The following is a 20309-nucleotide window of genomic DNA, read 5'->3' on the forward strand; positions in this document are numbered from 1 at the left end:
TTTACAACTTAGGCACAAGTAAGTCGCAGGCGTGTGACATCCGGCTGATATGATGGCCGGGAAAGAACGCAAAGGCAGCGTTCTTCCGGGTTTTTGGCCAGAAAAAGTAAATTGTAGAATCAGGAGGCAACAGAAAATGAGGAAGAGAAAAAAGAGCATAAAGCGGACCGCGGTCCTGCTGGCGGCAGCGTTTCTTGCCGGGGCGCTTGGCGGCTGCGGCAGACAGGCGGCGGGAGGAGACGAAGGGGCCGGAGGCAGCGAAAATGCCGCCGCATCAGGCGCGGAGAACAAAGGCAGATATGTGGAGATACAGGAGAAGCTGCCGGAGGAACTGGGCGGATGGGAAATCATGCAGATGTATTCGGTAAATGAAAAACTGCGTTTCCTCACATCCAGAACAGAGGATGGGAAGACTGCTCTGCGGGAGTGGGAAAAGCAGGGGGAGAACCTGACGGATGTGACCCAGAGCTGGCTGGCCTCCATGGAACTGACCGCTCTCGGGGACTGGCTGGAGGCGCGGCTGATACAGGGAAAGGACGGCGGACAGTACCTGTATGCCGGTTATGTGGCAGAGGATGAGGAAAACTACATGGGGCATCTGTGGAAGTCGGACGGAGAGACCGCAGTGGAAATCACGCCGGAGAAGTGGGCAATCCCCAATGAAGAATACGGCAGCTATGAGATGATACAGGGGCTGGCGGCGCTGGACAACGGCACATTGACCGTGCTCTCCTATTCTTCGCTGGATATCCTCTCCGGGGAAGACGGCAGAGTGATAGAAAGTGAACGGCTGGACAGCTATTATGAGGGCGGCGTGATATCGGACGGAGAAAATGTCTACCTGTGCTCCTCGGACGAAAGCGGCGGCCGGATTGAAAAACGCCCGGAGGGCAAAAGCGATGGCGCGGCGATGATTCCCTGCCCTTCCGCCGATTCCTCACAGTCCGGGGACGATACGGTCTTCAGCTTTGGCGGAGCGTCCGGCCGGGCCCTTGCTGCCTTGCCGGACGGGACATTGATTGCCGGCGGAGAGGATGGGCTTTTCCGAATGAAAGCCGGGGAGGAGCAGTGGGAGATGCTGATGTCCGGCACGGAGACGAGTTTTTCCATATCGGATTGCTGGTGCAAGGACTTCGCGGCATTCCAGGACGGAAGTGTCTACGCGCTTTTCCAGGAAGAGGACGGCCAGGCTTTATACCGGTATGAGTACGATCCGGAGGCGGTGTCCCAGGTGACAGAGGTGCTGAAGCTGTACACTGTCTTCGAGAATTCCCTGCTGAAGCAGGCGGCCGCCAAATATCATAAGGCCCACCCCGAGGTCTTGGTTGAGATAGAGAGCGTGTATCCCATGTACAATAACGGCGAGACGGACTATAATGCCGTCTATCAGGAGCTGAATACGATGCTCATGGGAGACGACGCGCCGGACATGGTGGTGATGGACCATCTGAACATGGATTCCTATGCGGAGAAAGGGCTGCTGGCGGATTTGGATGATGTGGTGAGGCCCATGGAGGAGAGCGGCGAACTGCTGTCTAATATTACGGGCGTTTATGCGCGGGAAGACGGCAAGAGGTACGCGGTGCCCCTGCAGTTTGGAGTGAATCTGGTCCTGGGCAGGGATATCGGAGTCCGGGATATGAGTACCATGGAGGCGCTGGCCGGCTTTTTGGCCGGAACAGATGAGCCTTATATGAGTCCCCAGACAGCCGCCGATCTGGTGAACAAGTTCTACCCCTATTTCTGTGATGAAATCGTGGACGGAAAACAGCTGGACAGAGAGGCGCTGGGGAAGTATCTGGAATATCTGAAAGCAATCGGGGACAACTGCGGCGTCATTGCCGCCCGGCCTGAAGGAGAGGTGGATTACGGTATCTTTGACCTGACAAAGAAAGCGAAGCTTGCCTTTAACGGCACGGCAGGCTTTACGGACTGCATGCTCCCCATGTCCATGGCGGACTATATCAAGGGGGATTTCGCGGCCTTTGAGAACAGCTTTGAGCCCCTGGTGCAGGCCGGCATCTGCGCCAAGAGCCAGCATATAGATACGGCAAAGGACTTCCTGCGGTTCGCGCTGTCGGAGGAGATTCAGGATTCGGAGTACAACGGCTTCCCGGTGAATCGCAACTCCATGGAAACCCAGGCGGCGAAAGACCGGTCCGAATTCACCATGGTTACGTCACTGGAGGCGGGCGATGGGGACTATATCCAGTTCGAGAGCAAGGCTTATCCAAAAGAGACGGCAGACAGGCTGGTGGCCATGTGCCAGGCGCTGGATAAGTCTGTGGGGGAGGACGCGAAGATCTGCGAGGTGCTGACCGAGAATCTGGGCGGGTACCTGGACGGATCCAGATCCAAAGAAGATACTATCCAGAAAATAGAAGACAGCCTGAAAATGTATCTGGCGGAATAAAACAGTCCTCCGGACAGATTAGTAAAAAAAGTAAATCAACTCTTTATCTTCCGGCAAAAATAGTATATACTGATAACACACAGGAAAGAAATACGTCAATCCGACAAATTTAAGGAAAGAGAGGAAATGTGTTATGTACAATTTTTCTATCGGTGTGATGCTGGAGTCTTTCAGACAGCCCACGGAAGTGGCGCTGAAAAAGGCCCGGGAGATAGGGGCTGCGGGCATCCAGATGTACGCGGTGAACGGTGATCTGACGCCGGAGAAACTGACCGGGGAGAAGAGGAGAGAGCTTCTGGACATGGTGAAATCCGAGGGGCTGGTAATCTCCGCCCTCTGCGGGGACCTGGGGAAAGGCTTTCACAATCCCGAGCTGAACCCTGAGCTGATTGAAAAGTCCATGCGTATTCTGGATCTGGCAAAGGATCTGGAGACGAATATCGTGACCACCCATATCGGCGTGGTTCCCGCGGATTCGAACCACGACCGCTATAAAGTCATGCAGGAGGCGTGCTTCAAGCTGGCTGAGTATGCAGACTCTGTGGACGCGCATTTCGCCATCGAGACAGGACCTGAAGAGTCCGCAGTGCTGAAGAGATTCCTGGACGGCCTGCACTCCACCGGCGTGGCGGTGAACTTGGATCCTGCAAACCTGGTCATGGTGACCGGCGACGATCCCGTACAGGCGGTACATAATCTGAAAGACTATATCGTGCACACCCACGCCAAGGACGGCGTGCGCAACTATTACCGCAATCCCGAGGAGGTCTACGGCCTGGTGGAGGCGGAGATGCTGGCAAGCCCCTCCTTTACGGAGGTTCCCCTGGGCAAGGGCGGCGTGGATTTCAAGAACTACCTGAAAGCGCTGGATGAGATAGGATATCACGGATTCCTGACCATTGAGCGCGAGGTGGGCGACAATCCGGAGGGAGATATCCGCCTGGCCGTTGATTTCCTGAATGACATGATCAGATAATCGGAAAAACGTATATACAAACGGCATTTAATCCTTGCCAGTCGCATAGCGCAGCCAGTCATGCCGTTTATCCGGTTTTTGGGCAATATTTAATCACCATATATATTAGGAGGGCTTGATATGAAGTTTTCTGTCAGTGCATATAGTTTCATGCAGTGTTTTCAGGATGGCAGGCTGACGCCCTTTACCGGTATCGCAAAGGTGAAGGAGATGGGCTTTGACGCCATTGAATTTGTGGACTTTGTCTTCCCGAAGGATGAGGATTCCGCAGAGTACGCGAAGAAGCTCCGGGCGGAAGCGGACAGAGTGGGCCTGGCGATATCGAACTATGCCGTGGGCGCGGACTTCTTAAGCGGCAGCGACGGAAACCTGGAAGCAGAGGTGGAGCGCCTTAAGGGACAGGTGGACATCGCCGCTATCCTGGGATGTCCTACCATGCGCCATGACGTGACAGGCGGGATTCAGGACCGAACCTATCAGGGATACGATACCGTGATAGAGCGCCTGGCCAAAGGATGCCGCGCGGTGACTGAGTACGCCGCCGGGAAAGGCGTCAAAACCATGACCGAGAACCATGGATTCTTCTCGCAGGACAGCCTGCGGGTGGAGAAGCTGATCAACACCGTGGCCAACGAGAACTTCGGACAGCTGGTGGACATGGGCAATTTCCTCTGCGCGGATGACAATCCGGCGGTGGCTGTGGGAAGATGCGCGCCTTATGCGTTCTATGTCCACGCCAAGGACTTCATCGTAAAGAGCGGCCAGGAGCCGGATCCCGGCCAGGGGTTCTTCCAGTCCAGAAGCGGCAATTTCCTGCGGGGGACGATTGTAGGGCATGGAGACGTTCCTGTAGTACAGTGCCTGCGGGCTTTGAAGAGAGAGAACTACGATGGATATGTGGCCATTGAATTCGAGGGCATGGAGGACTGCGTAAAGGGAGTCGCCATCGGCCTTGAGAATCTGAAGAAATATGTGGCGGAAGTATACGGAGGCTGATTCCCCGCGGCATGCCGGACGGCTGTGTCCGGCGGGATATCCGGCTTAAGGGCCGGAGGGACAAAAGGGAAGAGGCCGAAAAAAGGGGCTGTCGTGCTGCGGCAGCCCCGAACTGTATAAAACGGATTCCCCGCTGGGGAATGGAACAGGAGAAAACATGGACTTATATGGATTTAGGAAAGCGCAGGCAATCTGGGCTTCGGGCCGGGAGGAGGAGAAGAACTGCGAGCTGGCGTTCCGGGCGGTGATTCCGGCGGGAGACATAAAACTGTGCCTGGCGGCATCGACGATATACCGGCTCCGGATAAACGGAACATTCGTATGCGCTGGCCCTGCCAGAGTGGCGCACGGGTTCTACGCTGTGGACGAGATTCCTCTGTCCGGATATCTGACGGAACAGGAGAATGTGGCGGTGATCGAGGTGACAGGCTATAATGTCAACGCTTTTGATACCCTGGACCAGCCCGCTTTCCTGACAGCGGAATTTGTCCTGAAAGACCAGGCAGTGGCTGCCACCGGGGAAAACAGCGTGACAGTGCACGAACTGAAGCAGCGGGTTCAGAAAGTGCAGCGCTACAGCCTGCAGAGAGCTTTTGTGGAATGCTATCGCCTCCAGGCGGATAAGCAGGACTTTTATACACAGGCGGCATGGGGAGAGCTGCAGGCATCCACACAGATAACCTGGAGCCTGCAGCCTGAGAAACGCTGCCTGAAGCGCAGTGTCAGGATGCCGGAATATGAGAAGCTCCCTGTCCGGGCACTGGTGGAGACCGGCCGGGCGGAATTTTCGCCAGTCGCTTCCAAACCAGTGCTTGGCTGGGAGAGGGACCGCCTGGGCAAGACCTTGAAAGGCTATTTGCCCGAGGAGCTGGAAGAGCATCTGTCGGACGAGGGACAGAATATGACATTTGTGTCATCCGGGGCTGCCACGGGGGATGCGTTCCCGCTGGCGCTGGAGAATGGCTATGGCTTGTATGAACTTCCCTTTAATGCCACGGGCTTCATCTGCCTGGAGGTACAGTGCGGGGAACCTTGCTCGGTCTATCTGATGTTCGATGAGACGCTGGTGGACGGCAAGCTGGATTTCCTGCGCATGGGCACCTACAATATCTTCAAATACGCGCTGGATGCCGGCCGCCACCATATCATGACCTTTGCGCCCTATACGATGAAGTATGTCCAGGTAATCGTAAAGGGAAAAGCCACAGTCCGGGGACTGGAGCTGGTGGAGTACAAGCATCCGCCTGTGCAGCGCAGAGTGAAGCTGCCGGAGGATGGGCAGCTGGAGGCGATTTATCAGGCGGCAAAGGAATCCTATCTGTCCAACGCGGTGGATGTCTTCATGGACTGCCCCTCCAGAGAGCGGGCAGGATGGCTCTGCGACAGCTTCTTCACCTCCAGGGTGGAGCATGTGCTGACCGGGGAATGCCTGGTGGAGCGGACTTTCCTGGAGAACTTTATCCTGGCGGAAAAATTTGAATTCCTGCCGGAGGGGATGCTGCCCATGTGCTACCCCTCTGACCACAATGACGGCCTCTTTATTCCAAACTGGGCCATGTGGTTCGTGCTGGAGCTGGAGGAGTATCTGGAGCGCAGCGGCGACAGGGAGCTGGTGGACCGTGCGAAGAAAAGAGTCATGGCGCTGGTGGATTATTTCCGCCCCTTTGAGAATGAATCCGGCCTGCTGGAGAAGCTGGACGGCTGGGTATTCCTGGAGTGGTCCAGGGCAAATGACCCGGATGTGGTCCAGGAAATCAACTTCCCGTCGAACATGCTGTATATGAGGATGCTGAAAGCAGTGGCGTCTCTCTATGGGGAGAAGTCTCTGGAGGAGAAAGCGTCCCGCCTGAGACAGGTGATTAGGGAGCGTTCTTTCAACGGAACATTCTACACGGACAATGAGCGCAGGACGGAAAGCGGGCTGGTGAATCCGGGCAATTGCACGGAGGTCTGTCAGTATTACGCATTCTTTACCGGCACGGCCACGAAAGAGGAGGACGCCGCGCTGTGGGAGATGCTGATTCGGGATTTCGGTCCCGGGCGCAGGGAACTGGGACTGCATCCGGAGGTGGCTTTCGCCAATGCGTTCATCGGCAATTACCTGCGCATCGAGCTGCTGTACAGAGAGGGGCTGCACGAGGACGTGGTCGGGAACATCCGCGGATATTTCGCCAAGATGGCCAGGCTCACAGGCACTCTGTGGGAGAACGATACGCCCTATGCCAGCTGCAATCACGGGTTTGCCTCCCATGTCATCTACTGGCTTGCCGGCATCTACGGCATAGAGGGGTAGGCAGACGGGCAAAAGATGCGGAAAGGAGGCTGCAGTTGAAACAATATATTCTGGAGGCATGTATCGACTCCGCGGAATCGGCGGTGGAGGCTGTAAAAGGAGGGGCGGACCGTTTGGAACTGTGCGCAAATCTGATTATAGGAGGCACCACGCCGGAACAGGCATTGTATGAAAAAGTAAGGGAGCTTGCGGATACCAGGATTCATGTGCTCATCCGGCCCAGGTATGGGGATTTCCTGTATACGGAGCACGAGTTCGCCATCGTCGCCCGCAGTGTGGCGCTCTACCGGGAGCTGGGGGCGGACGGCGTGGTGGTGGGCTGTCTATTGCCGGACGGCTCCCTGGATACAGAGCGGATGAAAGCGCTCAGAGAGGCCGCCGGCCCTATGAGCATGACGCTCCACCGGGCTTTTGACATGTGCAGAGACCCCTATGAGGCGCTGGAACAGGCAAAGGACCTGGGAATCGGGACCATCCTCACCTCCGGCCAGAAGAACGGCTGCATGGAGGGCAGGGAGCTGATTGCCGGGTTGGTGCGGGAAAGCGGCGGCCAGGTGGACATCATGGCAGGAGGCGGTGTGGACGCTTCGGTCATCCGTCAGATGATTCCGGCCACAAGAGCCTCCAGCTACCATATGTCCGGCAAGACCGTACTGGACAGCGGCATGGCCTGCAGGAGGCAGGAGGTGTCCATGGGCGTGCCGGGGCTGGGAGAATATGAGATATTCCGCACGGCCCGGGAGAAGATACAGGAGGCCAGGCGGGTGCTGGACGAGGCGGCCGGACTGGCCGGGGAGTGGAACAGGGGGAAAGACAGGGATGAAATTTGAGCCGAAGACATTGGATTTTGAATTGAGCCCTTACACGGGGCTTACCAGGGAGAGCTGGCTGGAGGCTGGCAGATACATGCTGGAGGGAATTTTCCGGAATATCGATGATTTCCAGAAGCCTGTGGTCATGCCGAGAAAAGAGACAGAGATCACATATCCCCATCTGAAAGATTCGGAGGAAGCCCAGACCGTCCAGCGCACGGCTGAGGTGTTCGAGGGGCTGACCCGCTCCTTTTTCATCGCCGCGCCGATGATCGGCAATGTGCCTGACCTGACAGTGTGCGGGTATCCGATAGCGGAATATTATAAGAACCAGGTGCTGCGGGTGTGCACCAGAGGGGACGCCCTCTACGTGGGCACTTATGAGGACCAGCAGGAGATTACAGGGCATACGGATCCGTACAGGACTTTCCAGCAGACCGTGGAGACCTGCGCGCTGGTCATCTGCCTGTGGGTGAGCAAAAAGCAGATCTGGGATACCTACACGAAAGCGGAGAAAGACGTGATTGCCGGATTCCTGGACAGCTATGCCCATGCCAGCACGGTGCCCCAGAATTGGCGGCTGTTCAATATGCTGGACATGGCGTTCCTGCACATGGAGGGGTATCCCGTCGAAAAGGATGTGATGCGCGATCATGCCCAGGCCATCCTGGCTTATTATGCCGGGGACGGCTGGTACCGGGACGGACATTCTTTCGATTATTATTCCTGCTGGGCCTTTAATGTGTACGGTCCTATCTGGAATCTCTGGTACGGATATGAGAATGAACCGTATATTGCCAAACGGTTTGAAGAGAATTCCAACAGGCTCATGGAGACCTATGGGGACTTCTTCGACAGGGACGGCTGGACGAATATGTGGGGGCGCAGCAACATCTACCGCAATGCGGCTACCAGCGCCTTTGACGGCAATCTGATGATGCCGGGCGGCATGCCTGAGGGCAGGGCAGATCCTGGACGGGCCAGGCGGATTTCCTCCGGTTCCCTGATGCAGTTCCTAAGCAGGGAGGATTTCCTGTATCAGGGAGTGCCTGCCCTTGGTTTCTACGGGCAGTTCTCGCCTCTGGTGCAGGGGTATTCCTGCGCGGAGTCGCCTTTTTGGCTGGGCAAGGCTTTCCTGTGCCTGCATCTGCCCGCGGACCATCCTTTCTGGACGGCGAAGGAGAACAACGGTACCTGGGAGGAGCTGGGAGAGGGGGAAGTCAAGGTGACCTGCCTGGATGGGCCGGCCTTGTGTTTCTCTAATCATCAGGCCAACGGGGAGACCATCCTGCGCACGGGCAAGGTGGTGAAGCAGCCGGGGGACGAGCATGGGATGTGGAATTATTCCAAGCTCTGCTACAATACCAAGTATCCCTGGGAGGCGGCGCCGCGGGCGTATGCTCCGGAGTTAGTGCGGAGTCCGGAGGAGAGCGTTTGTGCCTGTTCGGATGAGGGGTTAGGGGAAAATGCAGCCCGGAGCGAATCTGCGGACAAGGGAGGCGGGTTTTGTGTGGAGGCTCAGCAGTATGTCCTGAGAGACGGCCCGCTGCCGGAAGGATACCATGACGCGGGAAACGGTAAATCGGGAAAGGCAGGATCCGGATTGCGGGCGCCGGAGAAAGCGAACGTGACTTTCTGGTATGGGCAAAGGGATGGCGTGCTGTACCGAAGACAATTTTTCGGCTACAATCTGGAGACGGAATGCCATTGGATACAGGCCATGAACCTGGCGGATTTTGCGGTGCCATACGGTATTCTGCGGGCGGACAGGCTGCGGCTGTACAAGGCGCCCGTGACTGTGACCCTGGGCTCCTACGGATTCCCGGACAATGGGACTGAAGTTATCAAAAAAACCTGCGGAAACGCAAAAGCCATTATCTTAAAGGGCACAGACGCTACAGGCTGTGAAAAACAGATGGCCATGACTGTTTATGACGGATGGCAGGGGCTGGGTTTGGTGCGCAGCAGAGGGACGAACCCGGATTCGGAGAAGTCCGTTATCCTGTACGCTTCCATGGAGAGGAAGAAACATTACGGCGGCTTTGAGCCTTATGTGCTGATTTCCCAGGTGATTACGAAAGAGAGCCATGAGGACTTTGGCGGGGAGGAGCTGTTTCCTGTGGCAGAGGTAATCTGCGCGGATCCGGAGGGCTGCGGCAGCTTTGGGCCGGTGGTGATCCGGATGAAAGATGGCAGTGAAAAGGTTGTTGACTTTGACGGTATGGAGGGGCGGTTGATGCTGTAGACGTAGGACTTATATGTCATAAAGTATCTTGAGCCGAGAGGTGCACAGGAAGGAGAGAAAGCCATGCTGGACATTTTATTCGTAACAGATTTTGTGTGCCCCTACTGTCTGGTGGCAAAGGTGGCGCTGGAGGAGGCCCTGAAAGAGACAGGCATCGAGGCTTGTATTCAGGTACAGCCCCTGGAACTGACGCCGGAGCCCGTTGAGCGGGTGGATACCTGCCATGACGAGGTTCGCAAGAAGCATTACCAGATTCTGGCGGAGCCGGCCGGGGCGCTGGGGCTTGACATGAAGCTGCCTCCCGCGGTCTGCCCCAGGCCTTACACGCGGCTTGCTTTCGAGGGCTTCTATTTTGCCCGGGAGAAAGGGCTGGAAGAGGTTTATTCCGACTTGGTATACCGAGCTTATTTTGAACAGGAGCAGGATATCGGGGAATTGGATACCCTGTGTGAAATCGCGGGAATGGCGGGGCTTGCCCGCGATGATTTCAGGCAGGCGCTGATGAAAGGGATTTATACGGGACAGGTGAAAGAGGAGACGGCCCGCTCCAGGGATGTGCTGAAAGTAGGAGGTGTCCCTGCCATCTATATCAATGGCGAAAGCGTCTGCGTGGAGAAGTATACTAAAGAAGAGATGATTCAGATACTCCGGCAAGGCCAGGCATCCGCGGGAGGCGGATTTGCCTGTGGAGTGGATGGCTGTGGCTGAGAAGCTCTGTGGCACGATGCGCTGGAACATGGCATCTGCAGAGGGGATGCGGTCCATGACGGGATTCTGCGGAAAGGGTGGGGTATTGAATAGCCGTGGCTCTGGAGTGGCGTTAAGGCCACTCCAGAGCCACGGAACAGTAGCCCAGATACCCGTCCTCTGCCGGTGTCAGATACTCCAGGCTGGAGTGGCTGCGGTCAAAGAGGCTGTGGATGTCCGGCTGGTCTCCGGGCATGGACTGCCGCAGAACCAGATAGGACACATCGGCGGGAAGAACCAGGGGCTCGCCTGTCTCGGACAGAGTCTCCAGCTGTTCGTCCGACAGGCATGCAAGCGGCCTGTTCTCCTGATTCATAAGGAACAGTTCCGTCTCCCGGGGAGGCACGGCGGCAACGATATTTATTGTGAAGCGCATGGTCTGAGAGGACTGTTCTCCGTTTTCGGTCCGGCTGACAGACTCGGAAATGCTGTGGCCCAATTTCTGCCCGTCCACAAAGGAGTCCGTGGATACCCCGGAACCGGCCAGCAGATAAATCTGCCCGTCCTCCTGCTGGTAGACAGGATTGAAATAGTATCGGGCAGAAACGGCCGTGGGGACGCAGAGGTCAGCCTCCATGCTCTCCTCCTCATCGGATACGTTAAAATGGAGATTTGAGAACGGAAAATCGCATGTGCCGTATCTTGCGGGCTCCTGCGTCTCTTCCTCCGAAATCTGCAGATTGTAGATGCCGTATCCCTCCAGACCGGGGAAAATGACCACGGAAGGGCTCTCTGCAGAGCTGCTGCAGCAGCCATATATTTTCTCGGGCCCGGTATCCTTTGCAACGATTTCCCCGCGGGAATTCACTTCCAGGGAGGGGAGGCCCGGTTCGATATAATTTCTGGTCACAAAGACACCGGCCAGCCGGTCTTTTCCTGTGGATACATCCTCCAGGGCCAGGCTGCAGCCGCTTAAGACAGGGACTGCCGCAAGGCAGATCACCAGGGCAGCTATCCGGGCGGGGGCTCTGAAAAGGGCCAGCCGTATTTTGCCTGTTTCCCGCATAAGTTTAAGCTTCATATTCCGGTTCCTCCTCATCCGGTTTTCCGTCAAATTTCAAGATATCGCCCACATCGCATTCCAGATAATAGCATATCTTATTCACCGTGCCGAAGCGGACGCCCTTTGCCCTGCCGCTGCGCAGGATGGACAGGTTCGCCTCCGTGATGCCCACCAGCCGGCACAGTTCCTTGGAGGTCATATGGCGTTCTTTTAAAATTTCGTCAAGATATATACGTATTGCCATGCTTCCGTCTCCCCTAGATGAACATGTCGTTATCTTCCTTCAGGCGCTTGCTTTCCAGATACAGGAAACTCAGCGTCCGGATGCCCAGCATGACGATGATTTCCCGCAGCGGGAACAGGATTCTGTGGCAGCTGGTCAGGAGGAACCGGGAGAGGAGCAGCTGCAGCACGTTAAAGCTTACATTGGCCAGCAGGAGCAACAGCAGCAGCCGTCCGCTGTTCTTTTTCAGCTGTTCCATCCGGAGACAGGATTTTGGGCCGAAAGGCTCTTTTTCATAGCAGCGCAGGAAGAGGCCCGTCATGAGAAGCAGGGCAATCTGGGCCACGGCGGGCAGCAGGCCTATGCCGGACTGAAGGGCCAGGAACAGGGCGCTGACTGTGAGCAGGAAATCGCCGGAACCGGTGTTGTTTTCCTGCAAAGCGGCCAGGGACTCTCTGAATTCTGTGACGCCCTCTGCCACAAGGCTCACGGCCAGAGCCAGCGCGTATAGATTCAGCAGCATGCGCAGCAGGAGCAGCAGCTTCCTCTGGAAATGCCTTTCTCCCCCGGGAAGATTCTCTCCTATAGGAAGCTCCGGAAGCCTGCCCGCCATGGAAGACTCCGTTTCCATGCGAAGCAGGAAGCGCAGCAGCAGCCAGGTCAGCAGCAGACTGTCGATGACGGCGGCCAGGGCATATTTGGCATTCCCGCCTGTGGGGATCGGGGACAGATAGCGGTCCATATAAGAGGGGTTTATGAAAAACCACAGCCCGACGAAGAGCGCCGCCGACAGGACGGCCAGCAGGAAATCTGTCCTGTGGCCCATGCGCCTGTACAGGAGAAAGGCAGCGGCAATCAGAGGGAGAGCGCCGAGAGCGATGAACAGAATCCAAGCGGCCGCATTGCCCATGCCGCCGGACAGGGAAAGGCGGCGCAGGGCCAGGCCCAGCTGTTCCCAGGGAAAAGTGATATAGTCCATGTCCGTACCTCATAGTTTTCAAAGTCTGAAATTATTGTTTTGCGATAATTCTGAAAACAGAGTATCACAGAAATTATCGTTTGTCAATAATTTTGAGGCCGAAAATTACATCAGAAATCTGGCCCAGTACGCCAGACGGTAAAGAAGTTTAAGCCGGAATTCTTTCCCGGAGGAAAGAGGCTGGGGAATCTGGCCCTCCGCCAGATCGTAGGAGTCCGCATCGATGACTTTCAGGGCCTCCCGCTCATAAGCCCCCATTTCTTCCCGGAGAATGGCATTCAGTTCCGGGCTGTCTATGACCAGCATCAGCTCCGTGTCCAGATAGGCGCTGCGCATATCCCAGTTGAAAGAGCCGATGGCAGAAAGGCGGTCGTCCACGGTAAAGCATTTCCCGTGATAGGAGACACCGCTGTCGTACTCCGACATATTGACGCCGCTGTCCAGCAGTTTTTCTTTATTGATATAGTAGTCCATGGCCCCGAAGGGATTTCCGTTGTTGGCCACGGAATTGGTCATCATATGTACCTCCGGCACCTGGGCGCAGATGTCCGAGAGCTGTCCCAGCATCCAGTCGTCGCACAGGATATAGGGAGTATGGATGAAGACGGATTCCTGTGCCTGTTCCATCAGTTCCGTGATGGAATAGAAGACCACGGGCTCCTTGGCGCGGGTGTGGACCGGGTTGGACACCAGCCGGATCCGGCGGGCCGGGACGGTCAGTTCCCTGTAGTCCACAGGCTGGAACCAGTCGGCATGTTCCTCCTGCATCTGGCTGTAAAGGGCCTGGAGGTCGCCCTGTTTTTTGGTGCTTCCTCCGCTGACGGCATGGCAGGCATCCAGCTCCCAGACGGATTCAAAATATTCCCGCAGCTGCTCCATGGAAGAGAAATCCTCCCCCTCCTCGCAGCAGACCAGCACATCCCAGTCGTAGTTCTTGTAGCCGTCATGGTCCCCCAGAAAAAAGTCATAGCAGTTCCTGCCGCCCAGGATGTAGGCTGTTCGGTCTGCCATCAGATATTTATCGTGGAGCCGTCCCATGAATTCCCAGGGCTTGAGGGGATTTAAGGGGTTATAGATTTTGAATTCCACGTTTTCGTTCTCAGTCAGCGCATAAAACCAGGAATTTCCAAGGATTCCCGTGGCATAGGAAATGCCGTCCACCAGGATGCTCACATGTACCCCGCGCCCGGCCGCCTGATACAGTGCGGCCAGCAGCATTCTGCCGCTGACATCCGCGTTGAAGTCGAAAGTGCTCAGGATGATTTCATCTTCTGCCTGGGAGATCAGGCGGATACGCTCGGCCAGGGCTTCGCCGTTGTCAGAAATAACCATAGCTCGTTCGCAAGTGTCCGTATTTCCGTAAAAGCCGGAGGCGGAGAATTGCTCCATGGTATCCGCCGTGACGGCAGGCTGTCTGGAGTAGGGGAGCACTATGGCGCAGGCATAGGCCAGAAGCAGGAGAAGTATGATGCATATTTTCCGCAATCTGTGTTTTTTCATGGACAGACACCTCTTTTTGTTCCGCTGTAATGTTTTTTGGGGTTTCTGATTCAAATATACATCAAATGAGGGGATGGGGCAATGGGAAAGGGAAAAGAAAGAATTGCTATTTTCCCCGCAAGGATTTATACTAGGAAGAAGTAAAGAAATGGATGACAGAAAAGGAATCAGGAAAACATTATGTCAGTACAGGGACAGACAAGAGAAAAGACAAGAATCAATATACGGGAGCCGAAGCATTACCGGGTGGTCATGCACAATGACGACTTCACCACCATGGAGTTCGTGGTGGAGGTGCTGATTGACATCTTCCACAAAAGCGTTCCGGAGGCGGAGCGGCTGATGCTGATGGTGCATGAAAGCGGCCGGGCGGTGATAGGAGCCTATCCTTATGACATCGCAGTGACAAAGGTGCAGACAGCCTTAGGGTTGGCAAAGGAGCAGGGCTACCCTTTCCGGATGACAGTGGAGGAGGCGTGAATATGTACGTATCAAGCGAAGTGGCGGAACTCATTGAAAAGGCCTTTTCCACGGCAAAGGCTGCCCGCTTTGAATATGTGACGCCGGAAGTGGCGCTGTACGCGGCCTGCCAGAACCCGGTGTTCGCCAGGGCCTTTGAAAACTGCGGCGGGAACCTGAGAGAGCTGGATATGGATCTGCGGAATTATCTGGAGGAATATATGGAACAGGGGGCGGATTCCGGGCAGGAGCCCCAGCTTTCCCAGGGCATGGGGGATGTGATGGCCCATGGGTGGGAGACTTCCCGGAACAGCGACAAGCCGATGATGGAGCTGCCCCATCTCATCTCGGCCATGTATGGGCTCACAGAGAGTTACGCGGTCTATTTCCTGCGGAAACAGGGAGTGGAGCGGGTGGATTTGCTGCAGGAGATGACTGTGGCTTACGAGGAGATTTCCCTGGAAAAAAAGCGTGGCAAAAATGCCGCCGGGAGAAAGGCGTATCAGACAGCTCCGGCCGCACCGGGCGGCAAAGGACGGCAATCTGTCGGTCCGGAGGATGAGGAAACGGGCTTTGGCAAGGAATCAGGCATGGAGGATGAGGTCGGGACAGATGGCGAGGAAGACTGGGGCGATGAGGAAGACGGCGAAGCGTCGGCTCAGGACAACTTCTGGCAGCAGTACGCCACCTGCCTGAACGACGGGCTGGAGGGGACGAATCCTCTGATCGGCCGGGCGGAGGAGCTGGAGCGGACCATGCAGATTCTCTGCCGGAAAGAGAAGAACAACCCCCTGCACATCGGAGAGCCCGGCGTGGGCAAGACCGCCATCACGTACGGTCTGGCCAGGCTTTTGAACGAGGGAAAGGTTCCCGCGCCCCTGGCGGGAGCAAGGATTTTTGCCCTGGATCTGGGCAGCCTGCTGGCCGGCACCCAGTACCGGGGAGATTTCGAGAAGCGCTTCAAGCGGGTCATGGACAGCATCGCCCGACAGGAGAAGCCCATCGTCTACATCGATGAGATTCATAACATCGTAGGGGCAGGCGCGGTGAACGGAGGGAGCTTCGATATCTCTAACATGCTCAAGCCCTATCTGGCCCGGGGGCATATCCGCTTCATCGGAGCCACCACCTATGAGGAGTACAAGAAGCATTTCGAGAAAAACAAAAGTCTGGTCAGGCGTTTCCGGAACATCGATATCAAAGAGCCGGAAACCGCGGACGCCGTCCGGATTCTGGAGGGGCTGCGGGAGAATTATGAATCGTTCCACGGTGTCCGCTATGAGGTGGGCGTGCTGGAATACGCGGTGGAGATGAGCGCGAAATATATCAATGAGCGCTATCTGCCGGATAAGGCGATTGATTTGATTGATGAGGCCGGCGCTTATCGCAGGATTCACCCCATGGGAGAGGAGTCTGCGGGACTGCCGGACAAAACACCGTGGGAAATGCAGCCTGTAGGACAGAGGGGAGAGGGCGTTTCCAGAGAGGGGGATATCCCGGTGGATTCCCGGGCAGCGGAGGGGAATGTCCAAAAAGTCGATTCGGGGGCCGCGCCGCCGCAGGAGGACGGCTGCCTGCCGGATGATGGGGCATCAGGCAGAGCGGGAACCATACAGACAGTGAACCGTAAGCTGATTGACGAAATATTATCCAGAACATGCCAGATTCCCAAACAGGTAGTGGAGAGCGATGAGACCGCCGCCCTTGCCACGTTGGAAGGACGCCTGAAAGCAAAGGTCTTCGGCCAGGAGGAGGCCATCTCCCAGGTGGTCAATGCCGTGAAGTTCTCCAGGGCAGGCCTTTTGGAGGAGGGCAAGCCCCTGGCGAGCCTCCTGTTCGTGGGCCCCACGGGCGTGGGCAAGACGGAGATTGCGAAGAGCCTTGCGGCGGAGCTGGGCATCCGGCTGATTCGATTTGACATGAGCGAATACGGGGAGAAGCATGCCGTGGCCAAGCTGATAGGCGCGCCGGCAGGATATGTGGGCTACGAGGAGGGAGGTCTCCTCACGGAGGAGATTCGGAAGAATCCCCACGCGGTGCTCCTGCTGGACGAGATTGAAAAGGCCCACCCGGATATCTACAATATCCTGCTACAGGCCATGGATTATGCCACGTTGACGGACAATCAGGGCAGGAAAGCGGACTTCCGCAATGTCATCATCATCATGACCTCCAATGCGGGAGCCAGCCGGATCGGAAAGCACGGAATCGGCTTCCAGGGCCAGGATGTTGGCAGCGATGTCATTTTAGAGGAAGTGAAGCGAATCTTCCAGCCGGAGTTCCGCAACCGTCTGAACCGGATTGTGGTTTTCCGGGGTATGGACGGGAAGATGGCGGAGCAGATTGTGGAGAGGAAGCTGGGAGAGCTGGCGAAAATGCTTCTTCGCAAAAACGTACATTTCTGCGCGGATGAACGAGCAAAGAAACTGACGGAAAAGAAAGGCATCAGCGCGGAATTCGGCGCCCGTGAGATAGAGCGGGTGATTCAGGGAGAAGTCAAGCCGCTGCTGGTGGACGAGATTTTGTTCGGAGCGCTGAAAGACGGGGGGACCTGTACCCTGACGGAGGCGGACGGGAAGTTCGGGCTTATGCTTTCCCCTGGAAAAGAAAGCGGCATTTCAGGGAGGGAGAGATGACATATGCCTGTCTATCGGCTGAATGAGGGGGAGATTTCTTTTCCCAGTCCCATGTATGCCCGCCGGGACGGCCTGCTGGCGGTGGGCGGGGATCTGACTGTGGAGCGGCTTCTGCTGGCCTACACCCATGGGATTTTTCCCTGGTATGACCCGGGGGAGGAGATATTGTGGTGGTGTCCCAGAGAGAGATTCGTGATTTTCCCGGAGGAGATACATATTTCCCATTCCATGCGGAAATATTGGAAGAAGCATAAACTCAGGCTGGAACTGAACCGGGATTTCGCGGACACCATGCACCGGTGCCGTACCATGAGGGAATTTAAGGAGGGCACATGGATTTCTGATGAGATGGAGGAGGCTTATCTGCGGCTCCATGAATCGGGATATGCCGTCAGCGCGGAGGTGTCGGAGGACGGCCAGCTGGCGGGAGGCCTGTACGGGGTGTCCATCGGCAGGTGCTTTTTCGGGGAGAGCATGTTCTCGGAAAAGGAGAACGGCTCCAAGGCGGCTCTGATTGCCTTTGCCAGGCTGCTGGAGCGCAGCCGCTTCCTGTTCATGGACTGCCAGTTCCATACGGAGCATCTGGAGAGCATGGGCGGCAGATATATTTCCTGGGAGGAATATGACAGGATGCTGGCGGAGGGCACGGGACGGTGAGCGAGAGGAAATCGAAATATACCGCAGGCCGCCGGGAGTCGTGCAAGTTTTATGGGAGTGCGGTATTGAAAACAAAAATTAACGGATAAAAGCGCATATCCGAAAGGAGAGACTTATGAATAAATTGACGGGGTTGCTTTGCGGGGCGGAAAAATCCGCGGACAGGGAAGCGGGGTGCAGAAGATGAGATTGCGGAGCAGAATTGCGGTGTGGTGCGGGAAGCTTGCCTGCGCAGTGAGCCGCAAGCTGGGCAAGGGGAACGGTTCCTCCTTTCCCGGGCGGGTGGCCAGGAAGATAGACCCGGAGATTCTGTCCGTGCTGAGCAGCATGGTAAAGGAGAAGACCATAGCCGTCACAGGAACCAACGGCAAGACCACTACCACCAGCCTTTTGGCCCATGTGCTGAGCGAGTCCGGGAAACGGGTGGTCTGGAACAGGATGGGGGCCAATCTGATGGACGGCGCCACCACCTCGTTCGTCCTGGCGGCGAAAAAGAGCGGGCGGCTGGACGCGGACTATGCCTGCGTCGAGGTGGACGAGATGGCTTCCGTGAAGGTCTTTCCCGAGATAAAGCCGGACTGCGTGCTGGTGACCAATATTTTCAGAGATCAGCTGGACAGAACCTGCGAGGTGGACATCACCTGCAATCAGATTCAGAAAGCCATGGGGACCGTGCCGGAGGCGAAACTGATTACCAACTGCGATGATATCTGCTCCTATACGCTGGCGGCAGGCTGCGGGAATCCGAAGCTGACCTATGGCATCGGCGAGCGGATTGCCGACGATATGCCGGCGGGAATGGGAGAGAGCGTCTTCTGTCCGGACTGCGGCTGCAGGCTGGAATATGATTTCGTCCACTACGGACAGCTCGGTGTCTATCACTGCCCGGACTGCGGCCTGAAGCGCCCGGAGCCGGACATGACCGTGACGGATGTGGAGTTTAAGGATGGGGCCTACTCTTTTACCATAGACGGCAGGAGGATAGAATCCGGCGCCCAGGCGCCCTACAATGTATACAATACGCTCAGCGTCTACGCGGCCCTCTGCGCGGTGGATGCTCCCAGGGACGGATTCGAGCAGGCCATCAGCAATTTTGACTATGGGAATAACAGGGAATGCGCCTACCAGGTTAACGGAGCGCATGTGCAGCTCTATCTGGCCAAAAACCCTGTGGGCTTTCAGCAGAAGATTTTCCTCATCCGCAGAGACCCGAAACCTAAGGATATCGTCATCCAGATTAATGACACTGTTCTGGACGGAGAGGATGTGTCCTGGCTGTGGGACGTGGATTTTGGCTACCTCCATGAGGCGGGCGTCGCCTCTATTGTCACAGTGGGCACCAGAGGCGCGGACATGGAAGTGCGCCTGAAGTACGAGGACATTGCAAGCCGCTGCGGCAAAGATATCCGAGAGACGGTGGAAGAGCTTACCAGGCGGGGGAGCCGGAATCTGTATATCATCACCAATTATTCCGGCCTGTACCGTACTATCGGGATGCTGGACGAAATGCAGGCTGCGGGAAAGGAGCGTGTCAGCGAATGAAAGTGACCATAGGACATCTGTACCCGGATCTGTTCAATCTATACGGCGACAGCGGGAACGTCCAGTGCATGAAGAAGCGGCTGGAATGGCGGGGCATGGAGGCGGAAGTGCTGGCCTTATGTGCCGGGGACGAAATAGACTTCGGAAAGCTTGACATCCTGGTCTGGGGAGGCGGTTCGGACAAGGGACAGGCCCTGGCTGTGGATTATCTGAAGCGGATTCGGCCTGATTTCAAAAACTATGTGGAAGACGGCGGCGTAGTGCTTGCGGTCTGCGGCGCTTACCAGCTTCTGGGAAAATATTATAAGGCCGGTGAGGAAGTGATAGAAGGCTTGGGCATCCTTGATATATACACGGAGCGCAGCGACGAGCGCCTGGTGGGGAACCTGATTCTGGAGAGCCCGCTTTCCGCGTCTCCTGTGGTGGGCTTTGAAAACCATGCCGGACGGACCATCATCGGGGACTGCGCGCCTCTGGGAAGAGTGCTGTACGGCCGGGGAAATACCGGGGACGGCGGCTATGAGGGCGTGGTCTACAAGAATACCGTCGGCACCTATCTCCACGGACCGCTGCTGCCGAAGAACCCGGAAGTCTGCGACTGGTTCCTGGAGAGGGCCCTGAAGCGCAGATACGGGGAGGATGTGAACCTGACGGAGCTTTCCGATGAGCCGGAGCTGAGGGCCAACGGAAATATGGTGGAGCGGCTGGTGACATCAGGAGGCAGGTCAAGATAGAAACCGGAAACCGGATGAAATTCAGACGAAATCAAGATAAAACCATGGCTGCCGGGACGAAAGGACGTTTAGTCAGTCCCCTGTCCCGGCAGCC

General features: G+C 56.5%; 16 protein-coding genes. 12 read left to right on the forward strand and 4 right to left on the reverse strand.

From position 1 onward, the window contains the following. Window positions 1–136 precede the first annotated feature (136 nt). The 7 genes from NFS35_RS01075 to NFS35_RS01105 all read left to right on the forward strand — a co-directional run bounded on the left by NFS35_RS01075 (window position 137) and on the right by NFS35_RS01105 (window position 10443). Window positions 137–2413 (forward strand): ABC transporter substrate-binding protein, encoded by a 2277-nt coding sequence (locus NFS35_RS01075; RefSeq protein WP_251205297.1) that lies wholly within the window; start codon window positions 137–139, stop codon window positions 2411–2413. A 133-nt stretch (window positions 2414–2546) separates the two neighbouring features. Further along, window positions 2547–3389, forward strand: coding sequence for a sugar phosphate isomerase/epimerase family protein (locus NFS35_RS01080; RefSeq protein WP_251205298.1), 843 nt, complete (start codon window positions 2547–2549; stop codon window positions 3387–3389). Between the two features lie 120 nt (window positions 3390–3509). Further along, window positions 3510–4385, forward strand: a complete 876-nt coding sequence (locus NFS35_RS01085) for a sugar phosphate isomerase/epimerase family protein (protein ID WP_251205299.1) — start codon at window positions 3510–3512, stop codon at window positions 4383–4385. Window positions 4386–4542: 157 nt separating this feature from the next. Further along, window positions 4543–6678, forward strand: coding sequence for an alpha-L-rhamnosidase-related protein (locus tag NFS35_RS01090; protein ID WP_251205300.1), 2136 nt, complete (start codon window positions 4543–4545; stop codon window positions 6676–6678). 35 nt (window positions 6679–6713) lie between these two features. Continuing rightward, window positions 6714–7508, forward strand: a complete 795-nt coding sequence (locus NFS35_RS01095) for a copper homeostasis protein CutC (RefSeq protein WP_251205301.1) — start codon at window positions 6714–6716, stop codon at window positions 7506–7508. After that, window positions 7498–9735, forward strand: coding sequence for a DUF2264 domain-containing protein (locus tag NFS35_RS01100; protein WP_251205302.1), 2238 nt, complete (start codon window positions 7498–7500; stop codon window positions 9733–9735). Before NFS35_RS01095 ends, NFS35_RS01100 begins: the two co-directional genes overlap by 11 nt. A gap of 63 nt (window positions 9736–9798) precedes the next feature. Further along, window positions 9799–10443 (forward strand): DsbA family oxidoreductase, encoded by a 645-nt coding sequence (locus NFS35_RS01105; RefSeq protein ID WP_251205303.1) that lies wholly within the window; start codon window positions 9799–9801, stop codon window positions 10441–10443. Between the two features lie 112 nt (window positions 10444–10555). Here NFS35_RS01105 and NFS35_RS01110 read toward each other — a convergent pair whose 3' ends face one another. The 4 genes from NFS35_RS01110 to NFS35_RS01125 form a co-directional block, all read right to left on the reverse strand. Next, window positions 10556–11503: a hypothetical protein gene (locus tag NFS35_RS01110; RefSeq protein ID WP_251205304.1), complete on the reverse strand. Its 948-nt coding sequence runs from the start codon at window positions 11501–11503 to the stop codon at window positions 10556–10558. After that, window positions 11493–11729 (reverse strand): helix-turn-helix domain-containing protein, encoded by a 237-nt coding sequence (locus tag NFS35_RS01115; protein WP_251205305.1) that lies wholly within the window; start codon window positions 11727–11729, stop codon window positions 11493–11495. Before NFS35_RS01115 ends, NFS35_RS01110 begins: the two co-directional genes overlap by 11 nt. Before the next feature lie 13 nt (window positions 11730–11742). Continuing rightward, complete coding sequence (locus tag NFS35_RS01120; RefSeq protein WP_251205306.1) at window positions 11743–12687, reverse strand: hypothetical protein; 945 nt, start codon at window positions 12685–12687, stop codon at window positions 11743–11745. A gap of 105 nt (window positions 12688–12792) precedes the next feature. Next, complete coding sequence (locus NFS35_RS01125) at window positions 12793–14187, reverse strand: phospholipase D-like domain-containing protein (protein ID WP_251205307.1); 1395 nt, start codon at window positions 14185–14187, stop codon at window positions 12793–12795. A 180-nt stretch (window positions 14188–14367) separates the two neighbouring features. Between NFS35_RS01125 and NFS35_RS01130 the strand changes: the two genes are divergently transcribed. The 5 genes from NFS35_RS01130 (at window position 14368) to NFS35_RS01150 (ending at window position 20215) form a co-directional block, all read left to right on the forward strand. After that, window positions 14368–14667 (forward strand): ATP-dependent Clp protease adaptor ClpS, encoded by a 300-nt coding sequence (locus NFS35_RS01130; RefSeq protein ID WP_251205308.1) that lies wholly within the window; start codon window positions 14368–14370, stop codon window positions 14665–14667. A gap of 2 nt (window positions 14668–14669) precedes the next feature. Further along, window positions 14670–17282, forward strand: coding sequence for an AAA family ATPase (locus NFS35_RS01135; protein WP_251205309.1), 2613 nt, complete (start codon window positions 14670–14672; stop codon window positions 17280–17282). 3 nt (window positions 17283–17285) lie between these two features. Then, complete coding sequence (gene aat, locus NFS35_RS01140; protein ID WP_251205310.1) at window positions 17286–17939, forward strand: leucyl/phenylalanyl-tRNA--protein transferase; 654 nt, start codon at window positions 17286–17288, stop codon at window positions 17937–17939. A gap of 183 nt (window positions 17940–18122) precedes the next feature. Next, the gene (locus NFS35_RS01145) at window positions 18123–19481 is read left to right on the forward strand and encodes a Mur ligase family protein (protein ID WP_251205418.1); all 1359 of its coding nucleotides are present in this window, start codon (window positions 18123–18125) and stop codon (window positions 19479–19481) included. Beyond that, window positions 19478–20215, forward strand: a complete 738-nt coding sequence (locus NFS35_RS01150) for a type 1 glutamine amidotransferase (protein ID WP_251205311.1) — start codon at window positions 19478–19480, stop codon at window positions 20213–20215. Before NFS35_RS01145 ends, NFS35_RS01150 begins: the two co-directional genes overlap by 4 nt. Window positions 20216–20309: the final 94 nt, after the last annotated feature.

Source organism: Acetatifactor aquisgranensis (assembly GCF_943193215.1).
GTDB lineage: Bacteria > Bacillota > Clostridia > Lachnospirales > Lachnospiraceae > Acetatifactor > Acetatifactor aquisgranensis.